Raw genomic sequence first — 19700 nt, 5'->3', positions numbered from 1 at the left:
ATCTCCTTTGCAAGAACTTTAACGATGGAGAAGTGAATGAAATTCAACCGTAACCGAAGCCTTGTCGCGGCCACACTCATCGGCGCGCTTTGCGCCCCGAGCGTCTATGCGCAAAAGGCCCCTGAAGGCGCAGCACCCACGCGCGGCTTCAATACCTACATTCCGCCAGAGATCCTGACGCCGGATACCGTCCAGACCCGCATCGGCACGCTGAACTTCGTCGACGGCGTGCCGACACAGGAGACCGCGAAGCTGGCCTTCGACAACCTCGACTTCCTGCGTGGCGTGGAGGTGTTTCTCAACCTCATGCCTGCCGCGAGCATCGAAGCCATTCGTCGATCGACGGTTGCATTGGGTGCCACCAAGAGCAATCAGGCCACGATCTACGATCAACTGGCGGACTCCAATCCGCTTCTGCTCACCGCCAACACCGACACGGTCTACGCGTTCTCGATGCTCGACTTGCAGACCGACGGCCCGACCGTGGTCGAAGTGCCGCCGGGCAGCGGCCCGGGGACGGTCAACGATGCATTCTTCCGCTTCGTGGTCGACATGGGCGCTCCCGGCCCGGATCGTGGCAAGGGCGGCAAGTACCTGATCGTGCCGCCGGATTACAAGGGCAAGCTCCCCAAGGACGTGAAGGACGGTGGCGAGTACTTCATCTCCTACTCGCCCTCCTATGTCAACTTCGTGGTCCTGCGCGGATTCCTGGTGGACGGCAAACCTGACGCCGCGTCGAAGATGTTCCGCGACGGCTTCAAGATCTACTCCCTGAGCCGGGCGAAGAATCCGCCGAAGATGGAGTTCATCAACTCCTCCAAGCAAGCCTTCAACACCGTGCATGCCAACACCTTCGCGTTCTTCGAAGAACTCGATCACGTGATTCAGAAGGAGCCGATCGGCTTCATCGATCCCGAGTTGCGGGGCCTGGCTGCCTCGATCGGCATTCGCAAAGGCAAGAAATTCTCGCCCGACGAACGGATGACGAAGATTCTGACCGATGCGGTCGCCGTCGGTAACGCCACCGCCCGGTCCATCAGCTTCCGCAGTCGCGATCCGCGCGCAGCGCTGTATCCGAACAGTGCATGGCGCATCAGCTTTATCGGCGACGACTATCGCTGGCTCGGCGGTGACGGCCTCTCGGGGCGTGACCTCGATGCGCGCACGAACTTCTTCTATGTCGCAACCGTCAACACACCGGCCATGGCGGCAAAACTGGTCGGTGCGGGCTCGCAATATGCCGTTGCCAGCGACGACTCGACGGGCAAGCCCCTCGACGGCGCGAAGCACTATCGACTGCGCATCCCCAAGAACGTACCCGCAAAGGACTTCTGGTCGGTGGTCATCTATGATCCGCAGACCCGCTCCGAACTCCAGACCTCGCAACCGTTCCCGAGCAAGAACAACAAGCGCGACAAGCTGATCGCCAACGCGGACGGGTCGGTCGATCTGTACTTCGGCCCGGTCGCGCCCAAGGGCAAGGAAGCCAACTGGATGCAGACGGTGCCGGGCAAGGGGTGGTTCACGATCCTGCGACTCTACGGCCCGCTTGATCCGTGGTTCGACAAGACCTGGAAACCGGGTGAGATCGAAGAAGTGGAGTAAGCGCTATCGCAAGCCAACGAGTGGTGTGATCCGCGAGAAGATTGGAACGATGACTGGGGCCGCCTGCGGACATCGCAGGGCGGCCCCTTTTTTGCACGTCCGGCCCGCGATGGCTCCGCCGTCATGCGATATGGACGCCCTATCCCCGGAACAAATTAGCCTGATATTCTTGCGGACGAAAGACGCGCGAATCGAGGCGCGTTTTCAGCCTCCACCGTAAAGAAGATCCATCATGACAACAACACCCGGGTCCGTTGCACAGACAACAACGGGCGTAGCCGCAGGTCTGGCGATCCTGTATTTTCTTCGCCCGGTACTCATTCCATTCTTCCTCGCCATTCTCCTGCGCATTCTGATCTCGGGCATTGTCGCCGTGGTCGTTCGTCTGCTGCCGCGAGCACCGAAATGGCTGATCCTGATCGCGACCGCGGCGATTGTGGGCTTCAGCGCCTACAGCATCTTCATCATCACGCTTCAAGGCATCAGCGATCTCATCAAGGAATCCCCCGACTTGCCGGGCCAGCTCGATCGCCTCATCCGGTCCGCTACGGTGGGCTTCGGACGGAAGTTCGATCTGGCAACCGTGCTCGGATTGATCGATTTACCCAAACTCGAGCACAGCCTTGCCTCCTGGTTGGGCAATGCCGTATCGATGGCATTTCTGACCGTGTTGTTTCTGGTGTTCATGCTGTTCGGGGCGACGAGAAACAACAACCCCAAAATTCTGCGGATTACGACGAACGAGGCTCGGGCGAATTCGCAGCGCATTGTGCTCAACAAGATCGTGCATGGCGTTCAGGCGTATCTGATCTCCCAGACGGCAATCAATCTCGCGATTGCTGTGATCTCCGCACTGGTCTTCCGCCTCGCCGAACTGCCCAATACGGCCTTCTGGGCGGTGACGGTGTTCCTTCTCGCCTTCATGCCTGTGATCGGGCCGTTCGTCGCGAGCGTCGTGCCTGCGTTATTCGCGGCGATCCATAGCGATTCGATTACGGTGCCGCTCGTGGTGTTCGCCGTCACACTGTCGATCTTCCAGATCGCCCACAATCTCGTCCAGCCCAAACTACAGGCGAAAAGCACCAACACCGATCCACTCTTCGGTCTGTTCGCTCTGGGGATCTGGACACTGGTGTGGGGGGTGCCGGGTGCGATTCTGTCGACCCCGCTGACTGTCCTCGTGATGGTGATCGCAGCCCAATTCGAGAGCTCGCGCTGGCTGGCGATCCTCATATCGCACGACGGCGCGCCCGACGCCATGCTTCCCTCCTCCCCCGAAGGGAAGTAAACGTGTAACGGGGCAGTCGCACGCTGATACGACGCACAAAAAAAGACCGCCTCGAATAGAGGCGGTTCAGGCTCCTTGCCACCTGGGGGGACAGCAAGGAGAGGTGCGGTGGAGGTACACCGCGGGGAGAACGACTCGCCTGCATCAACGCCTTCGAATTGAGCCGCGCAGTCGTTGGAAACCAGCGTAACCGGGACATCTCGGCTTCACAAGACAGATCGCCCGGCATGCGGCATCTCACATCAAAACTCAATCGCTCGGGCCGAAAAATCAAAGCTCCAGGGCGCTCGCGGCGGCCCTCCCGTCCCCGTGCGGCCTGCGAATCCCGACAGCCGCACTGAAACGTTTCCGTGCAACCGATACCGGATGTCGGCAGGTATTCGCCCCTGTCGGCGTCTCAATCACGCCACTCAACTCTTATATAAGATATAAGACATTTGACGGAAGGAAGTCCCGAGACTAAAATTACGGTCAAAGTAGCGCCCGGTATAGCCTTGGAGGCCTGAAAAGCCTTCCCCCGAAACGCAACACAGCAGGTCTCCCCATGCTTGAAAACTATCGTGCTCACGTGGCCGCTCGCGCCGCGCTTGGTATTCCTCCCCTGCCGCTGACGGCTCAGCAGACTGCCGAACTGGTCGAATTGCTGACGAACCCGCCTGCCGGCGAAGCGCAGACCCTTCTTGACCTGATTACCCATCGCGTGCCCGCCGGCGTGGACGAAGCCGCTCGCGTGAAGGCCGGCTTCCTGGCCGCCGTCGCCAAGGGCGAGACCGCCTGCGCACTGATCTCACGTGCCCGTGCGACCGAACTGCTCGGCACGATGCTCGGCGGCTACAACATTCAGCCGCTGATCGAACTGCTGTCGGACGCCGAAGTCGGCACCGTCGCGGCCGACGCCCTCAAGAAAACCCTGCTGATGTTCGATCAGTTCCACGACGTCAAGGAACTGGCCGACAAAGGCAACGCCAATGCGCGCGCCGTGCTGCAAAGCTGGGCCGATGCCGAATGGTTCACGAGCCGTCCGGAAGTGCCGGAAAGCCTGACCGTGACCGTGTTCAAGGTCACGGGCGAAACCAACACCGACGACCTGTCGCCGGCACCCGACGCCACCACCCGCCCGGATATTCCGATGCACGCGCTGGCGATGCTCAAGAACGCACGCCCCGGCATCCCCCCGGAAGAAGACGGCAAGCGCGGCCCGATCAAGTTCATCGAATCGCTCAAGGAAAAGGGCCATCTGGTCGCCTATGTGGGTGACGTGGTCGGCACCGGCTCCTCGCGCAAATCGGCCACCAACTCGGTGCTGTGGTTCACGGGCGAAGACATTCCCTTCATCCCGAACAAGCGCTTCGGCGGCGTGTGCCTGGGCAGCAAGATCGCCCCGATCTTCTACAACACCATGGAAGACGCCGGTGCCCTGCCGATCGAACTCGACGTGTCGAAGATGGAAATGGGCGACGTCATCGAACTGCGCCCTTACGAAGGCAAAGCGCTGAAGAACGGCGAAGTCATCGCCGAATTCCAGGTCAAGTCCGACGTGCTGTTCGACGAAGTGCGCGCCGGCGGCCGCATTCCCCTGATCATCGGCCGCGGCCTGACCACCAAGGCGCGCGAAGCCCTCGGTTTGCCCGCCTCGACGCTGTTCCGACTGGCGCAGCAACCGGCCGACAGCGGCCGTGGCTTCTCGCTCGCACAAAAGATGGTTGGCCGCGCCTGCGGTCTGCCGGAAGGTCAAGGCATCCGTCCGGGGACCTACTGCGAACCGAAGATGACCTCGGTCGGCTCGCAAGACACCACCGGCCCGATGACGCGCGACGAACTCAAGGATCTGGCCTGCCTCGGCTTCTCTGCCGATCTGGTCATGCAGTCGTTCTGCCATACGGCCGCTTATCCGAAGCCGGTGGACGTGAAGACGCACCAGACGCTGCCGAACTTCATCAGCACCCGCGGCGGTATCGCCCTGCGTCCGGGCGATGGCGTGATCCACTCGTGGCTGAACCGCATGCTGCTGCCCGATACCGTTGGCACGGGCGGCGACTCGCACACCCGTTTCCCGATCGGCATCAGCTTCCCGGCAGGCTCGGGTCTGGTCGCCTTCGCGGCAGCCACCGGCACGATGCCGCTGGACATGCCCGAATCGGTGCTGGTCCGCTTCAAGGGCAAGATGCAGCCGGGCGTCACGCTGCGCGACCTTGTCAATGCGATCCCGCTGTACGCGATCAAGCAAGGCATGCTGACCGTCGCCAAGCAAGGCAAGAAGAACATCTTCTCCGGCCGTATCCTTGAAATCGAAGGCCTGCCGGACCTGAAGGTCGAGCAAGCGTTCGAACTGTCGGATGCCTCCGCCGAACGCTCGGCCGCCGGTTGCACGGTGCATCTGAACAAGGAACCGATCATCGAATACCTCAACAGCAATGTCACGCTGCTGAAGTGGATGATCGCTCAGGGCTATCAGGACCCGCGCAGCCTGCAACGCCGTATCACGGCGATGGAGCAATGGCTGGCCGATCCGAAGCTGCTCTCGCCGGATGCCGACGCCGAATACGCTGCGGTCATCGAGATCGATCTGGCCGACATCCACGAGCCGATCGTGGCCTGCCCGAACGATCCGGACGACGTGAAGACCCTGTCCGACGTGGCCGGTGCCAAGATCGACGAAGTGTTCATCGGCTCATGCATGACCAACATCGGTCACTTCCGCGCCGCGTCGAAGCTGCTCGAAGGCAAGCGCGACATTCCGGTCAAGCTGTGGGTGGCCCCTCCGACGAAGATGGATCAGAAGCAGTTGACTGAAGAAGGTCACTACGGTGTCTTCGGCACGGCAGGTGCGCGCACCGAAATGCCGGGCTGCTCGCTGTGCATGGGCAACCAGGCTCAAGTGCGCGAAGGCGCGACCGTCATGTCGACGTCGACCCGTAACTTCCCGAACCGTCTGGGCAAGAACACGAACGTGTATCTCGGCTCGGCGGAACTGGCTGCCATCTGCTCGCGCCTCGGCAAGATCCCGAGCAAGGAAGAGTACATGGCCGACATGGGCGTACTCGCCACCAACGGCGACAAGATCTACAAGTACATGAACTTCGACCAGATCGAAGACTTCAAGGAAGTCGCCGACACGGTAACGATGTAAGTCTGCTGTCGGACTACGGCGCGCGTTTCGCGCCGTTACACCGAACCATGGCGCCGCGAGCATTTCGCTCTCGGCGCCATTTTTTATGGGGCAACGGTATCCCGGCCCTCAGCGCACGCCACAGGGATCCTCCGGCTTATTAAACATCTTCATAAAAATGCCGTTATCCCTCTGGCGGTTCGGCGTCTACCGCCAACCCGTGGCAATCCCCCCCCCTGTCCAACATCGAGGGCATCTGCGTATCGCCAGCGCCAGCGATGAGGGGCCATCGTTTTTACAAGAAACAGAAGACATGAATCTGAGATCACGATATTGCGTTGTCACCGCGCTGCTCTGCGCCCTTCTGGCCGGTTGCGAGGACTCCGAAGTCGGTCAGGTGAAAGCCGCCAATGACCCTGTCGATGCCACACACACCTACGGCTCCGTGTTGTCCGAGCGCGCCGCCTGCAAGGCCACCAGTTGGAAAAAGCTCAAGGACGACAGCAATCGCACGGCGGTTGAATATCGCTGCGAACTGGATAATGCCGTCGCCGCCCTGAACAAGGTCCGCGACGCAAAAATCGACGAGATCAATGGTTATCTCAAGGCGAGCAACGACAACCTCGGAAAAGCGATCGAAGGGTCCGCCGGCGACGCCGCTCGCTACGCGAAGCTCCTCGAAGAGAAGAAGGCCGAGTTGCAGCAAATCGACGAAAAGAGTCAGGCACAAACGGCTGGCATGGACGGCCCCTCGGCCTTGAAAGCCAAGCAGGTGTGGGATACCGCCCGGGCTTACGCAGCGTCCGAAGTGGAACGCTACCAAGCAGAACTGGACAAGGCTAACTCAGGCGCGAATACCGCATCGCTCGAGGCCTCGCGCCAGAGCTATCAGCAGCGTTACGCCGACGACATCGCCAATCTCCACAAGCAGTACGATGGCGTCAAATCCGTCACGGAAGTGATCCGTTGGGTCGTCAACGACAAGGCCGTCATTCCGGTCTACTACGGCTTTGAGATCGATTCGGCGCTCGGGAATAAAACCAGCGACAAGTCGTCACAGTTCAGCGGCTATCTCCAACAGATCGCCCGGCTGCGGGGACAGGATTATGTCGCCTTCGTCGCGCCGAACGTGCTTGTCGGCATCGCAGCCACGACCGACAAGTAAGTTGCAACGACACGAACGGCGCTTGGCGGGAAACGGCCCCGAGCTACGGTGGGCCCGTTTCCGTCAGGCGGTTAAGCGAGCGCTACGGCTTGATATGCCGTTCAAGCAAATCGATGTCGTCGCGTAGCAGCTTCAACACCCCCGCTGCACTCTGCTCGCTGAGTTGCCGTCCGGACTCCTGCTCGACGGCGCGCAGCGCCATATCGGCGATCTGCCCTGCGATCTCGTCGGCGTTGCGCGGACCGGACGGCGTGAACCACCACGCCGTCCAATTACACATGCCGATGATCGAAAACGCGGCGACCTTCGCATCCATCACGCGAAACTGACCGCGTTCGATACCCAACTCAATCGCTTGCCGGAACTGCTCGAGCACGGCGCGACGCGACTGCTCGGCCAGCTTCCGCTGCTTGAGCGGCAAGTTGTCTTCGTTGCGCTCCACCACACGGAATTGCAGCGGATGCGTCAGGATCAGATGTGCGTGACGCATCACCAGATGCCGCAACATCGCCGACGGCTGCCGTAAGTCCTCCGGCATGGCCTCAGAAGCCAACTCCCCCGCCGCCCGGGTGACCACCGTGGTCAGCACCTCAAGAATCGCCTCCTTGCTCTTGAAGTAGTAGTACAGCGCCGGACGACTCACGCCGACCACATCGGCAATGTCGTTGAAACTCGTCCCGTCGAACCCGCGCTCGATGAACAGCCGCGTGGCGACTTCCAGAATGTTTTCCCGCAACGCGTCGCTTTTTGTCTGTGCTTTGCTCATGACGACGTTCAGTCCTTACTTTGACGCAGGCGTCAGAAAACCCCAACGATAACCAAATTCCCTTGCCGCGCAAAGCCCTGTGCACGCTCAAGATCGAGACTTTTTACGCCTCCGTCAAATTTTCAATAAAATGTTTACTCATTCGTAAAAAATTGAACTAGTATGTAAAAAAAGGAGGTGAGGAGATGAGTCAGCAACAGCTTGGCCGTAGTGACGCGCAAGGCGCGACGGCGGGATTTCTCAACACGGACTGGAATCCGCGAGACCTGCCACTGGGTGCGACAACCCGCAACGTCGTTCTTCGCACGGCAGACGGCGCGGCAACCAGCGGCGCGCTTTACACCGCGGGTTCGCCCGATACGGTGGTTTGCATCATGCATCCGCGCGAATTCATGGCGTGCCACTACCTGATCCCGGATATCGTCGATGCCGGCTATGCCGCATGGACACAGGCTCCGCGCTCGGTCGGCAACGACATGCGGCTGGAGCACGAATTCGCACTTTATGACGTTGCCGCCAGCCTGCGATTCCTGCGTGACGCCGGGTTCAAGCGCATCGTCTTGCTCGGCAATTCCGGTGGCAGCGGCCTCTACGCCCTTTACACGCAGCAATCCGGGCTAGCGCCACAAGCCCGTATCGAACGCACGCCCGGCGGCCGCCCGACCAAGCTTGCCTCGCTCGACATGCCCCTCATCGACGGGATGGTTTTCATTGCCCCTCACCCCGGACAAGGCGCCTTGTTGCAGACCTGCATCGATCCGTCGGTCACCAATGAGCATGATGCACTGTCCGTCGACCCGACACTCGACCCGTTCGATCCCGCCAATGGGTTCGTGCCGCGACAGTCGGGGGCCGCCCTTGCAACGCGGTATGACGCCGACTTCGTGACACGCTACCGCGCCGCGCAGACCGCACGTGTGGCACGCCTCGACGCGATGGCGCGCGATTTGATCGCCGCACGTCAGGGTGCACGCGAACGTCTCAAGCGCGAAGCGGATCAGACCGACGCCCGTCTGCGCCGTATGGCAGCGCACACACCGCTGATGACCGTCTGGCGAACCGATGCCGACCTGCGCTGCTTCGACCTGACGCTCGATCCCTCCGAGCGCCGTTTCGGCTCCCTGTGGGGCAGCGACCCGTTCACCTCGAACTACGGTTCCGTGGGTTTTGGCCGCGTCTGCTCTCCCGAGGCCTGGCTCTCGACATGGTCCGGGCTGTCCTCGAATGCCTTGCTGTCGAAAACGGCACCGGCCATCGTGCAGCCCACACTGCTCATCGAATACACGGGCGATCAGGCGTGCTTTCCCAGCGTCATCGCAGACATCTACGCCAGCCTCGGCACAACGCAAAAGTCACACCGGCGCGTGCGCGGCGATCACCACGGCCGCGCCCTGGCCGAAGGTGAAGAGGCGGGACGCTACATCGCCGGTCGCCTGCTGCAAGACTGGCTGCGCGAGACCTTCCCCCAATGACACGCCCTATCCCCCAACGGCATTACCGAACTTCGGGAGACCCGACATGAAGTTGAACGACATCCCCGCAGCCGATCTCGCCTTGCGTCTGCAAGGCGTGGATCACACGGCGCGGCCAACCTGGCGACTGCGACAGACGGTCGAGTTCTATCGCGACGTCCTCGGTCTGCCGCTGATTCACACAATCTCCGCGCGCGGCTGGGGGCCGGCAACGCATCCGGATTTCCTGCACTTCTTCTTCGATAGCGGTCACGGCAGCACGATCGCCTTCTTCTACTATCTGGGCAGCGAGGAACCGGCGTCGCTCGCCCAACGTCCCGGCCGCCCTCCCTTGCCCGACGACCACGTGTTCGACGCCACGCACACCGCATGGCTGGTCGACAGCCCGGAAACGCTGCGCGCCTGGAAGATGCGGCTCGAAGCACGCGGCGTGGAAGTCTCGACCGAGACGGCGCACGAGGTGATCGAGTCGATCTACTTCCGCGACCCGAACGGCTACTTCATCGAGATCACCCGGAAGTTGCGCGCGCTGGAAGGCATCGATGCGCGCGACGCGTCGGCCACGCTCGAAGCCGCCATGGAAATCGAGGACGAGGCCCGGGCGGGGGGCGCTGCCTTCACCTGCATCGATACCGTGTGGCAACGCAAAGCGCAGCGCCTCGGTCAACGTCTGCATGGGGAGCGTCAGTCATGAGCGCGTCATCGCAACATCCGCAACAGCCACTGCAAATCTTCGTCCTCAATGTGCCCGAATTTTCGGCGCTGACCGAGGCCGCTCGTGGGCTGCCATCGTGCCGCGTCGAGACCCTCGGCGACTACACCGTGATTTCCAGCGACGTGCCGATTGCCTTCGAGCGTCGGGCAATGGGCCTCAAACCCGCTGTCTGGTACGGGTTGTTCACTGGCGGGCTCAACGGCCGTATCGAAAGCTACGAGCGCGACGTCGTGCGGATCGCCCCGCGCACATAACGTCGCCACAGGAACGTGCAGGAGACAACATGAGCGGTATCTATCACCGTATCGACGGCGTGACTTACTGTCCGCCGGACCTGGCGCAGCGGTATTTCGCGTCGAATGCCTGGGTGGACACCACCCTCGGCGACGCCTTGCGGGCCACCGCCGCGCGCGTGCCTCAGCGCCCCGCCTACCTCAGTGACGAGGCCACGCTGAGCTTCGCGGAACTCGACGCGCGCAGCGAACGGCTTGGCGCCGCGCTCATCGAACTGGGCCTGCGTCCGGGGGACCGGGCAATCTTCCAGATGGGCACCACCGTCGACACGGTTGTCGCGTTGATGGGCGCCTATAAGGCGGGCGTCGTCCCCGTGTGCGCCGTGCCGCAATACCGGGAAGTGGAAATCGGTCAGTTGGTTTTACAGTCCGAGGCGCGTGGCTACTTCGTGCAAGCCGATTTCTCTGCCTTCGATCTCGTTGGGTTTGCCCATCAGATGATGGCGCGGCACCCGTCGCTGGAGCATTTGCTGGTGGCGCGTGGAAAACCGACCGAGCAGAACGACCCGGCGGACAAGGGCTACCACGCCGTCGAGTGTCTGATCAACGCGATGCCACTTGAGCGTGCCCGCAACGTGCTGGCCGACCTTCATATCGGCAGCGAGGATGTCCTGAGCTTCCAGCTCTCGGGCGGCACGACGGGTGTGCCCAAGATCATTCCGCGCTTTCATGCGGAATACATCGGTCACTCGCTGACGTGGATGCACCACATCGGCATGACCGAACACAGCCGCATGATCTGGTCGCTGCCGCTGCTGCATAACGCCGGTCAGCTCTACGTGCTGGCGTCCACCGTGGCGACCGGCATGACGACCGTGCTGATGCCGCGTGTCGACATCGCCCGTATGCTCACGCTGATCGAGACACACCGCGTCACGCATGGCCTGTCGATCGGCCCCGTTGCACCGCAAATGATCGCGTACAAGGATGTCCGCAAGCACGATCTGTCGTCGCTGCAACTTTTCGGCACGATGAGCCGCGCCGACTCCCTGGAAGCCCACCTCGGCGTGCCATGCTTCAACCTCTATGGCACGACCGAAGGCCTGCTCATGGGGGCCGGCCCGCATCTGCCAGCGGCGCTGCGTCACCACACCCAGGGGTTGTCCGGATGCGACGACGACGATATTCGCGTGCTGTTTCCGGGCACGGATACGCCCGCCGAGGACGGCACCGCCGGCGAACTCTGCTTCCGTGGACCGTCGAGCCTGCGCGGCTATTACAAGGCTCCCGAGGCAACGGCCCAGACACTGACGCCGGACGGCTTCGTGCGCACCGGCGACATGGTGACGGAGAAGGTCATCGACGGCGTGCGTTGCTTCGCCTTCGAAGGTCGTCTGCGCGACAACATCAATCGTGGCGGCGAGAAGATCGGCTGCGAGGAAGTGGAAGCGTTTGTCAGCCATCATCCTGCCGTTGCCGACGCCAAGCTGGTCGCCATGCCCGATCCGCTGTACGGCGAGCGCGGTTGCGTCTATCTCATCCTGCGCCCTGGGCATGTCGCCCCTTCCGTCCCCGAGCTTGCCGAGTTTCTCGTCGGCCACGGGTTGGCGAAGTTCAAGTGCCCGGAACGCATCGAGGCGGTCGACGAATTTCCCGTGACCCGCGTCGGCAAGGTCGACAAGGCCTCGCTGCGAGCCGCCATCGCCGCACGCCTCGCCGCGGAAACGGCAGGAATTACTCCCTACGATGCCGCGCAAACGGCAAAGGCGGACGCATGATCAGCACCGAATACGTGGTGAGCGAACGCCCCTTCGTGGTGCGGCGTCAGGTGCGCTGGGGCGAGTGCGATCCGGCCAGCGTCGTCTACACGGCGACCTTCTCCGACTATGTGATCTCCATCGCCGAGTTGTTCTACGGATCGCTCTTCGGCGGCACACCGCAGGCCGTCAAGCACCGTCATGGCTTTGGCACGCCTACCCGGGCGCTGGACTTCGATTTCCGCCGCTCGCTCTGGCCAGACGATGCCTTCGACGTCACCGTGGAAGTCGCGCAGATCCGCACCCGAACCTTCACCTTGCTGATGACGGCACGCAAAGCCGACAACGACATCGCCTTCATTGCACGACTCACGCCGATCTGCATTCAGCGCGGCGCGCGCGAGTCGATCGAGATGCCATCGGTTCTACGCGAGGCGCTTGAACAATACCGCGCCTGTTGCCAAGACGTCGCAGCCCTCTCACTCGCAGGAGACATCACCCCATGACCCCCATCCCCACTCCATTTCGCATCGGGCAGATCGTGCCCAGCTCCAACACCACCATGGAGACCGAGATTCCCGCCATGCTGCGCTCGCGCGAGCAGATCCTGCCCGAACGCTTCACCTTCCATTCGAGCCGCATGCGCATGCATCGCGTGGTCAGGGAAGAACTGGAGGCGATGAACGCCGAGGGACTGCGCTGCGCCGCCGAACTCGCCGATGCGCGCGTGGATGTCATGAGTACGGCATGCCTCGTCGCCATCATGGCGATGGGACCGGGCTACCACCGTCAGGTCGAGGAAGACCTGCGTCGCGTCGCGCGCGAGAACCATTGCGAAGCCGCGGTCATGACGTCGGCCGGGGCGCTCGTGGCCGGGCTCAAGACGCTGGGCGCACGCAGGATCTCGCTGATGGCGCCCTACATGAAGCCGCTGACGCAGGCGGTGGTCGAGTACATCGAACACGAAGGCATCGAAGTGCTCGACGCCCTGTCGTTCGAAATTCCCGACAACCTCGAGGTCGGACGCCGCGACCCCATGCAATTGCTCGACGACGTGAAGCGGCTCAATACGGCCAATGCCGACGTTGTCGTGCTGTCCGCCTGCGTGCAGATGCCATCGTTGCCCGCGATCCAGATCGCACAGGACCGGCTCGGCCTGCCCGTGACGTCGACTGCCGTGAGCACCGTGCGCCAGATGCTCGATCACCTCGGTCTGGCACCGGTGGTGCCTGACGCCGGCGCCCTGCTGGCCGTGGCGAGCGCACAACCGCTGACTCGCATTGCCTGAGGTCCTCGTCATCCTCGCCAGCCCAAGATCAAGGAGCCCATCATGAGAATCGCCGTCATCGGTGGCGGACCCGCCGGCCTGTATTTCTCGCTGTTGATGAAACAGCGCCATCCGCAAGACGAGATCGTCGTCCACGAGCGCAATGCCGCCCATGCCACGTATGGCTGGGGCGTTGTCTTCTCCGACATTGCGCTCGCCTTTCTGAAAGAGGCGGACGAGGCGTTCTTCCGCAAATTCACGGCGCACCATACGCGCTGCGACGACATGGAGATCGTCCATCAGGGCGTGCCCGTTCGCCTGAGCAACAACCCTTTCTCGCGCACGTCCCGGATCGACATGCTGCGCGTGTTGCAGCAAGCCTGCGCGGACGCGGGCGTCGACGTTCGCTATGAGAGCCACATCGCCGATCCGTCACAATTGCCGGACGCCGATGTGATCGTCGCCGCCGACGGCGTGAACAGCGAAGTGCGCACGCACATGGCGGAACACTTCCAGCCGAGCTTCGACGAGCGACGCAACAAATTTGCGTGGTATGGCACCTCGCAACTTTTCCACCCGGTGTCGCTGATCTTCCGTCAGACACCGCATGGCGTGTTCATCGCGCACGCGTATCAATACGGCCCCGATCGATCAACGTTCCTCGTGGAAGTCGACCCCGAGACGTGGCAACGCTGCGGCCTCGATACCGCCACCGAGGACGAGAGCCGCGCGTTTTGCGAGACGGTGTTCGCCGACGATCTGCGCGGCCATTCGCTGCTGACCAACCGGTCGAACTGGTTTCAGGCACGCGTAGTGAGCAATGCGCACTGGTCGCATGGCAACGTGGTGCTGCTTGGCGACGCCCTGCGCAGTGTGCACTTCTCGCTCGGCTCGGGCACGCGCATGGCGATGCAAGACGCCATCGCCCTGTTCGAAGCGCTGTCGGCCCATCGCAACGACGTGCCCGCCGCGTTCGCATCGTTCGAGCAAAGCCGCCGCAGTGCGTCGGATCGCTTTCAGGACGCCGCCAGACGCAGCCTCGACTGGTACGAATCCGTCGATCAGCGCATGCACCTCGACCCCGTGAGCTTCGCATACGACTACATGCGGCGCACGGGACGCGTCAGTCACGAAGATCTTCGTGAGCGAGATCCGGCGTTCATCGCGCAGGTGGAGGCCAAGGCCACCCCATTGCGCGAACACGCCGCATAGCCGTCAGCATCATCCGGACCATCTACATAAAACGGCGACATCGCATCGCCGCATCGGGACAGGAGACACATTCATGGACAAGCACGACACCCGGCACACGTCAGTCGACGTGCGGGACTTTATCAACGCGACCCCGGTGTCGCGCTTCCAGATCATGATCAGCGCGATGTGCTTTTTGATCGTGGCGCTGGATGGATTCGACATCGCAATCATCGGCTTTATCGCCCCTCACATCCGCGCCGAGTGGCAGTTGTCGATGGTCTCGCTTGGGCCTCTGTTCAGCGCCGGCCTACTCGGGCTGATGGTGGGCGCGTTCTGTAGTGGCCCGATGGCGGATCGGATCGGTCGCCGTCGTGTCCTGCTCCTGTCCGTCGCATGGTTCGGTGCCGCAAGCGCCGGCGCCGCGTTCGCACCGAACGTCGAATGGCTGATCGCGCTTCGCTTTCTGACAGGCCTCGGGTTGGGCGGCGCCATGCCCAACGCGATCACGCTCACCTCGGAGTTCAGTCCCGAGCGACGCCGTGGCACCCTGCTCACGCTGATGTTCTGTGGCTTCTCCCTCGGCTCGGCACTTGGGGGCGTGGTGACGGCCTACCTTGTGGCAGGGATCGGCTGGCGTGGACTGCTCGCCGTTGGCGGCCTGCTTCCGCTGGCGCTCGTGCCGGTGCTGTGGTTCACGTTGCCCGAGTCGGTGCGATTTCTGGCGATCCGGGGAGGCACCCAGACGCAGATCGCGGCAATTCTGGCGCGCGTCGCGCCGGGACGCGTCGTTACCGGTCAGCAATACACCGCTGCCGACGATCGCCTCCCGTCGTCGCCCGTGGTGCAACTGTTCCACCGCGACTACCGGCGCGGCACGTTGCTGCTCTGGCTGGCGTTCTTCATGAGTCTGCTGTTGCTCTACCTGCTCATCAACTGGCTGCCGATTCTGGCCGAGCGCAGCGGCCTGACACTCAAACAGGCGTCGATGTTTGCCGGACTGTTGCAGGGCGGCGGTGTGCTCGGCGCGATTGTCCTGGGCGTGCTGATCGACCGGTTCCACCCATATAAAGTGGTCGCCGCGGCCTATGTGTTGGGTGCGCTCGCGCTGGCGTCGCTGGCGATTGCCGATGGCGCGCTCTGGCTGGCGCTGGGCATCTTCGTGACCGGATTCTGTGTGAGCGGATCGCAGGTCTGCGCGAACGTGATCGCGTCCGCGTATTACCCGACGTCCAACCGTGCCACCGGTGTGGCATGGGCGCTCGGCATCGGACGGATCGGCGCGGTTGCGGGCTCGTTTGGCGGGGCCATTCTGCTCGCAGCGGGTTGGAGCAATGCCGGACTGTTCCTGATTCTCGCGATACCGGCAGTGCTGGCCGCGTTGGGGATCCTGCTCGCAGGCTCGAAGCATAAGCGAGCGGTGGAGAGTGAGGCCGTCCCGACAGCGCCGCCAGCGTCGCTTTCGAAGATCTGACGGCGGCGGGCCGGCCCACGGTAGCGTCGAACTACGATGGCTACGATCGGGCCGGTTTCCGACCACGGCCTTGCGGGCGCGGGCGGCAAATCAATCGTAAGCCCGCGCGTCCTCGACCAGCTTCCCATCGGTCGGCAGTGTCCCGGCGGCGACAAAGTCGACCTCGCCTCGCAACCGCGTCACATCGCGCAGTGTTTCTTGCACGCGAGCCGCCAGACCCTCGGCCGGCGCGGCGTTCGTCTCGCAAATCAGACGCATCCGATCGTCGCCGACCCTGCCCTCGACACGCAGGCGCAGACGAACCAGCTCGGGATACCGCTTCCCGATCTCGCCGATCTGCCCCGGGTGAACAAACATGCCACGCACCTTGACCGTTTGATCAGCACGTCCGAGCCAGCCCTTGAGCCGCATGTTGGTGCGTCCGCACGGGCTGATGCCCGCCTCGACTGCCGACAAGTCACCCGTCGCAAAGCGAATCAGCGGATAGTCCGGATTGAAGTTCGTCACCACGACTTCACCGATCTCGCCTTCCGGCACCGGCTTCGTGCCGCCCGGCTCCACCAGCTCCACCAGCACGTTCTCGTCGACGATCAATCCTGCCTGTGCATCGCTCTCGAACGCGATCAACCCCAGATCGGCCGTGCCATACAACTGCCGCGCCGTGATGCCGCGCGTCTTGAACCAGTCGCGTAGCGACGGCGGCAGCGCCTCGCCCGAGAGCGTCGCCCGGCGGATGCAGCCGATATCCGCCCCTGCCGCATCACTTTTCTCGATCAGGATTTTCAGAAACGACGGCGTGCCGGCATACGCCACGGGTTGCAAATGACGAATCGCATCGAGCTGCATCTCCGTCTGCCCGACCCCGGCCGGAAACACGCAACATCCCAGCCGGGCCGCGCCCGTCTCGATCATCATGCCGGCCGGCGTGAAGTGATACGAATAGGTGTTGTAGACCAGGTCGCCCGGCCGCAAGCCCGCCGCAAACATGGCACGCGCAAAACGCCACCAGTCGCTACCGCGCCCATCCGGCTCGTAGATCGGACCGGGCGACTGGTACACATGCGCCAGACCGCTCAGAGGTGTGGCGTTCATCCCGCCCAACGGTGGGTGACGCACCTGATACGCCGTCAGATCCGACTTGCGGGTCACGGGAAGACCGGCCAGCGCGCTGCGCGACCCGATGGCCTTCGCATCGACATCCCCGAGCGCCTGTGCGAAGTACGGCGCATGCGTCTGGGCATGCGACACGTGCGCCGGCAATGCGGCCAGCAGGGCCTTCTCGCGAACCTCCGGCGCACGAGTTTCCAGCGTGTCGAAGTAATCGTTCATATAGACGGAAATACGTTGTGAATTAACGGACAGCGACTCACCCGGGCACACCAATGCTCATGCGATCCAGCGCTTGCGCCGCCGATAGCTCTTGACGTTGCGAAAGCTCCCTGCGCTGCTGGCGCCATCCTTGGCAATGCCGAGATAGAACTCTTTGACGTCTTCGTTATCGCGCAGCGACGCCGCGTCGCCATCCATCACCACCCGGCCGTTCTCGAGGATGTAGCCATAGTCCGCATAGCGCAGCGCCGCCATCGTGTTCTGTTCGGCCAGCAGGAAGCTGACGTTTTCGCGCTGATTCAGGTCGCGCACGATGGCAAAGATCTCTTCCACAATCTGTGGCGCGAGCCCCATCGATGGCTCGTCGAGCAAGATCATCGACGGCTGCGCCATCATGGCGCGGCCGATCGCGCACATCTGCTGCTCGCCGCCCGAGGTGTAACCCGCTTGCGACTTCCGACGCGTCTTCAGGCGCGGAAAGTAGGCGTAGATTCGCTCGAGCGCATGCTGCTGGGCGCTGCGCGATGCATGCCGCACATACCCCCCAGTGAGCAGATTCTCTTCAATGGTCAGATGCCCGAAGCAGTGGCGTCCTTCCATCACCTGAATCACCCCGCGCTTGACCAGCCCGTTCGGGGTGAGCTTCTCGACACGTTCGCCGCGATAGTCGATCGTGCCCTTCGTCACCTCACCCCGCTCGGCATGGAGCAGGTTCGAGATCGCCTTGAGCGTCGTGCTCTTGCCAGCCCCATTGGCCCCGAGCAATGCCACGATCTTGCCCTCCGGCACGATCAGCGACACGCCCTTGAGCACGAGAATGACGTGGTCGTAAATGACTTCGATATTATTGACGCGCAAACTCGCTTCCATGCATGACTCCGGGATCGATGCTGCCGGGTTCATTCACCGGCCGTAGTTCGCCAGCCGTCGCCCGCGCCGCGCCTTGGCACGCGGGCGACGGCGTCGATCACATCTTGTAACAGGCGGGGGTAATACCCTTCTCCTTGGCATACTGCTTGGCCGATGCTTCGAAGAGCGGGTGAATCAGACGGCGGTTGCCCTCGATCCAGTCGGACACAAGCACCCACTTCGTGCCGTCCCATTGCTGGATGCGCACCTTGCCCGACCCTTCGTGATCCTCGCAGCTCGTTTTGATATCGGGCAGCAGACCGGTCGCGCCCAGCGCCTTGAGTCGGGCGGCGTCGATATTCAGGTTCTCGAGCGCCCAGCGCACCTGCACCGGGGTCATGACCTTCCCCTTGCCGAACTTGTTCTGCGCCGTGTTGAGCGCTTCGACCGTGGCCACCGCCGCCGATACGCCCCGGTTGTAGAGCACCGAGCCGACCTTCGACGGATCCTGCATATTGCCCTTACCCGCGCCGTAGACCACCTTTTCGATGTCGGCAATCAGCGGCACCTGTTTGCCCGCCACGTTCCACGTTGCGCTCATATATCCCTTGGCCGCCGGGCCTGCCGGAATGGTGTCCTCCTCGGAACCGGCCCACCAGCTACCGATGATCTTCTCGCGCGGATAGCCAACCTTCTGCGCCGCCTTGAGCGCCGTCTGGTTCATCACGCCCCAGCCCCAGAACACCACGTAATCAGGATTCTCCTGACGGATGCGCAGCCACTGCGCTCCCTGTTCGTTACCCGGATGCGCAACCGGAATCTCGATCAGGTTGAACTTGTTGATCTTCGACTCTGCCTGCATGGCCACGATTGGCTCCTTGCCGTAAGCCGAGTCGTGATAGAGGAAGACGATCTTCTTGCCATTCAGCGAGCCGCCATTCTTGTCCGCGAGGAACTTGATAATGGCCGACGCCTGCATCTGATACGTGGTGACCAGCGGGAAGGCCCACGGGAACACCGTGCCGTCCACCGCGTCGGTGCGGCCATAGCCCATCATCACCAGCGGCACCTGATCCGTTGCGGTCTTGTCGATCAACGCATAGGAAATGCCCGTCGCCATGACGTGATACGCCGTGCCCTTGGTCACGGGGTTCTTGCCCTTGAGACGCTCGTAGCACTCCACGCCCTTGGCGTTGTTGTACTCCGTCTCACACTCCTCCCACGTCAGCTTGACGCCGTTGACACCGCCGTTCTTGAGATTCACGTATTGCAGATAATCGATGAAACCGCCATAGAACGACTGCCCGTTCGCGCCATACGGGCCGACGCGGTAGTCGGCAAGCGCGATGAACTGATCGTTCGATTGTGCGAACGATGTGGCCACGCTCCCCATGCCGAGCACGAGCGCCGTACCCAACGAGACCGCTAACTGTTTCGTGTTCATGCTGTGTCTCCATCTGTGGTTTTATTCATGGCAAAA

Annotated in this window: 16 protein-coding genes; 12 read left to right on the top strand and 4 right to left on the bottom strand. The window is 62.5% G+C overall.

The window, feature by feature from the left end:
• The first annotated feature begins 36 nt into the window (after nucleotides 1-36).
• The 4 genes from PI93_RS12680 to PI93_RS12665 all read left to right on the top strand — a co-directional run bounded on the left by PI93_RS12680 (nucleotide 37) and on the right by PI93_RS12665 (nucleotide 7167).
• On the top strand, nucleotides 37-1605 hold the full coding sequence (locus PI93_RS12680; RefSeq protein ID WP_052240724.1) for a DUF1254 domain-containing protein: 1569 nt from the start codon (nucleotides 37-39) through the stop codon (nucleotides 1603-1605).
• Nucleotides 1606-1837: 232 nt separating this feature from the next.
• Nucleotides 1838-2893, top strand: coding sequence for an AI-2E family transporter (locus PI93_RS12675; RefSeq protein WP_039371450.1), 1056 nt, complete (start codon nucleotides 1838-1840; stop codon nucleotides 2891-2893).
• 544 nt (nucleotides 2894-3437) lie between these two features.
• Nucleotides 3438-6023: a bifunctional aconitate hydratase 2/2-methylisocitrate dehydratase gene (acnB, locus tag PI93_RS12670; protein ID WP_039371447.1), complete on the top strand. Its 2586-nt coding sequence runs from the start codon at nucleotides 3438-3440 to the stop codon at nucleotides 6021-6023.
• A 292-nt stretch (nucleotides 6024-6315) separates the two neighbouring features.
• Nucleotides 6316-7167, top strand: coding sequence for a hypothetical protein (locus tag PI93_RS12665; RefSeq protein ID WP_039371445.1), 852 nt, complete (start codon nucleotides 6316-6318; stop codon nucleotides 7165-7167).
• Nucleotides 7168-7249: 82 nt separating this feature from the next.
• On the opposite strand, the gene PI93_RS12660 is transcribed toward PI93_RS12665, so the two are convergent.
• Nucleotides 7250-7933, bottom strand: coding sequence for a TetR/AcrR family transcriptional regulator (locus tag PI93_RS12660; protein ID WP_039371441.1), 684 nt, complete (start codon nucleotides 7931-7933; stop codon nucleotides 7250-7252).
• 185 nt (nucleotides 7934-8118) lie between these two features.
• On the opposite strand from PI93_RS12660, the gene PI93_RS12655 reads away from it, so the two are divergent.
• From PI93_RS12655 to PI93_RS12625, 8 genes are all read left to right on the top strand, one after another.
• Nucleotides 8119-9405: an alpha/beta fold hydrolase gene (locus tag PI93_RS12655; protein ID WP_039371438.1), complete on the top strand. Its 1287-nt coding sequence runs from the start codon at nucleotides 8119-8121 to the stop codon at nucleotides 9403-9405.
• Nucleotides 9406-9451: 46 nt separating this feature from the next.
• Entirely contained in the window at nucleotides 9452-10099 is a 648-nt protein-coding gene (locus tag PI93_RS12650) for a VOC family protein (RefSeq protein WP_328803329.1), read from the top strand.
• Nucleotides 10096-10374, top strand: a complete 279-nt coding sequence (locus PI93_RS24995; protein WP_306439135.1) for a hypothetical protein — start codon at nucleotides 10096-10098, stop codon at nucleotides 10372-10374. The genes PI93_RS12650 and PI93_RS24995 overlap by 4 nt, the downstream gene beginning before the upstream one ends.
• A gap of 29 nt (nucleotides 10375-10403) precedes the next feature.
• Nucleotides 10404-12131: an AMP-binding protein gene (locus tag PI93_RS12645; protein WP_039371436.1), complete on the top strand. Its 1728-nt coding sequence runs from the start codon at nucleotides 10404-10406 to the stop codon at nucleotides 12129-12131.
• Nucleotides 12128-12616: an acyl-CoA thioesterase gene (locus PI93_RS12640; protein WP_039371433.1), complete on the top strand. Its 489-nt coding sequence runs from the start codon at nucleotides 12128-12130 to the stop codon at nucleotides 12614-12616. The genes PI93_RS12645 and PI93_RS12640 overlap by 4 nt, the downstream gene beginning before the upstream one ends.
• Complete coding sequence (locus tag PI93_RS12635) at nucleotides 12613-13398, top strand: maleate cis-trans isomerase family protein (RefSeq protein WP_039371431.1); 786 nt, start codon at nucleotides 12613-12615, stop codon at nucleotides 13396-13398. The genes PI93_RS12640 and PI93_RS12635 overlap by 4 nt, the downstream gene beginning before the upstream one ends.
• A 42-nt stretch (nucleotides 13399-13440) precedes the next feature.
• Nucleotides 13441-14589 (top strand): FAD-dependent monooxygenase, encoded by a 1149-nt coding sequence (locus PI93_RS12630; protein ID WP_039371429.1) that lies wholly within the window; start codon nucleotides 13441-13443, stop codon nucleotides 14587-14589.
• A gap of 73 nt (nucleotides 14590-14662) precedes the next feature.
• On the top strand, nucleotides 14663-16042 hold the full coding sequence (locus tag PI93_RS12625; protein ID WP_039371427.1) for an MFS transporter: 1380 nt from the start codon (nucleotides 14663-14665) through the stop codon (nucleotides 16040-16042).
• A gap of 90 nt (nucleotides 16043-16132) precedes the next feature.
• Here PI93_RS12625 and PI93_RS12620 read toward each other — a convergent pair whose 3' ends face one another.
• The 3 genes from PI93_RS12620 to PI93_RS12610 all read right to left on the bottom strand — a co-directional run bounded on the left by PI93_RS12620 (nucleotide 16133) and on the right by PI93_RS12610 (nucleotide 19613).
• Nucleotides 16133-17371 carry a phenylacetate--CoA ligase family protein gene (locus tag PI93_RS12620; RefSeq protein WP_039371424.1) on the bottom strand — a complete coding sequence of 413 codons (1239 nt, stop codon included), beginning with the start codon at nucleotides 17369-17371 and terminating at the stop codon, nucleotides 16133-16135.
• Nucleotides 17372-17428: 57 nt separating this feature from the next.
• Nucleotides 17429-18241 carry an ABC transporter ATP-binding protein gene (locus tag PI93_RS12615; protein WP_010806196.1) on the bottom strand — a complete coding sequence of 271 codons (813 nt, stop codon included), beginning with the start codon at nucleotides 18239-18241 and terminating at the stop codon, nucleotides 17429-17431.
• A 97-nt stretch (nucleotides 18242-18338) separates the two neighbouring features.
• Nucleotides 18339-19613: an ABC transporter substrate-binding protein gene (locus PI93_RS12610; protein ID WP_236105868.1), complete on the bottom strand. Its 1275-nt coding sequence runs from the start codon at nucleotides 19611-19613 to the stop codon at nucleotides 18339-18341.
• Between the last annotated feature and the right edge of the window lie 87 nt (nucleotides 19614-19700).

The sequence above is a fragment of the Pandoraea fibrosis genome (assembly GCF_000807775.2).
Lineage (GTDB): Bacteria > Pseudomonadota > Gammaproteobacteria > Burkholderiales > Burkholderiaceae > Pandoraea > Pandoraea fibrosis.
The sequence above is the reverse complement of the archived record's forward strand: the minus strand, read 5'-3'. Positions and strand labels throughout refer to the sequence as shown.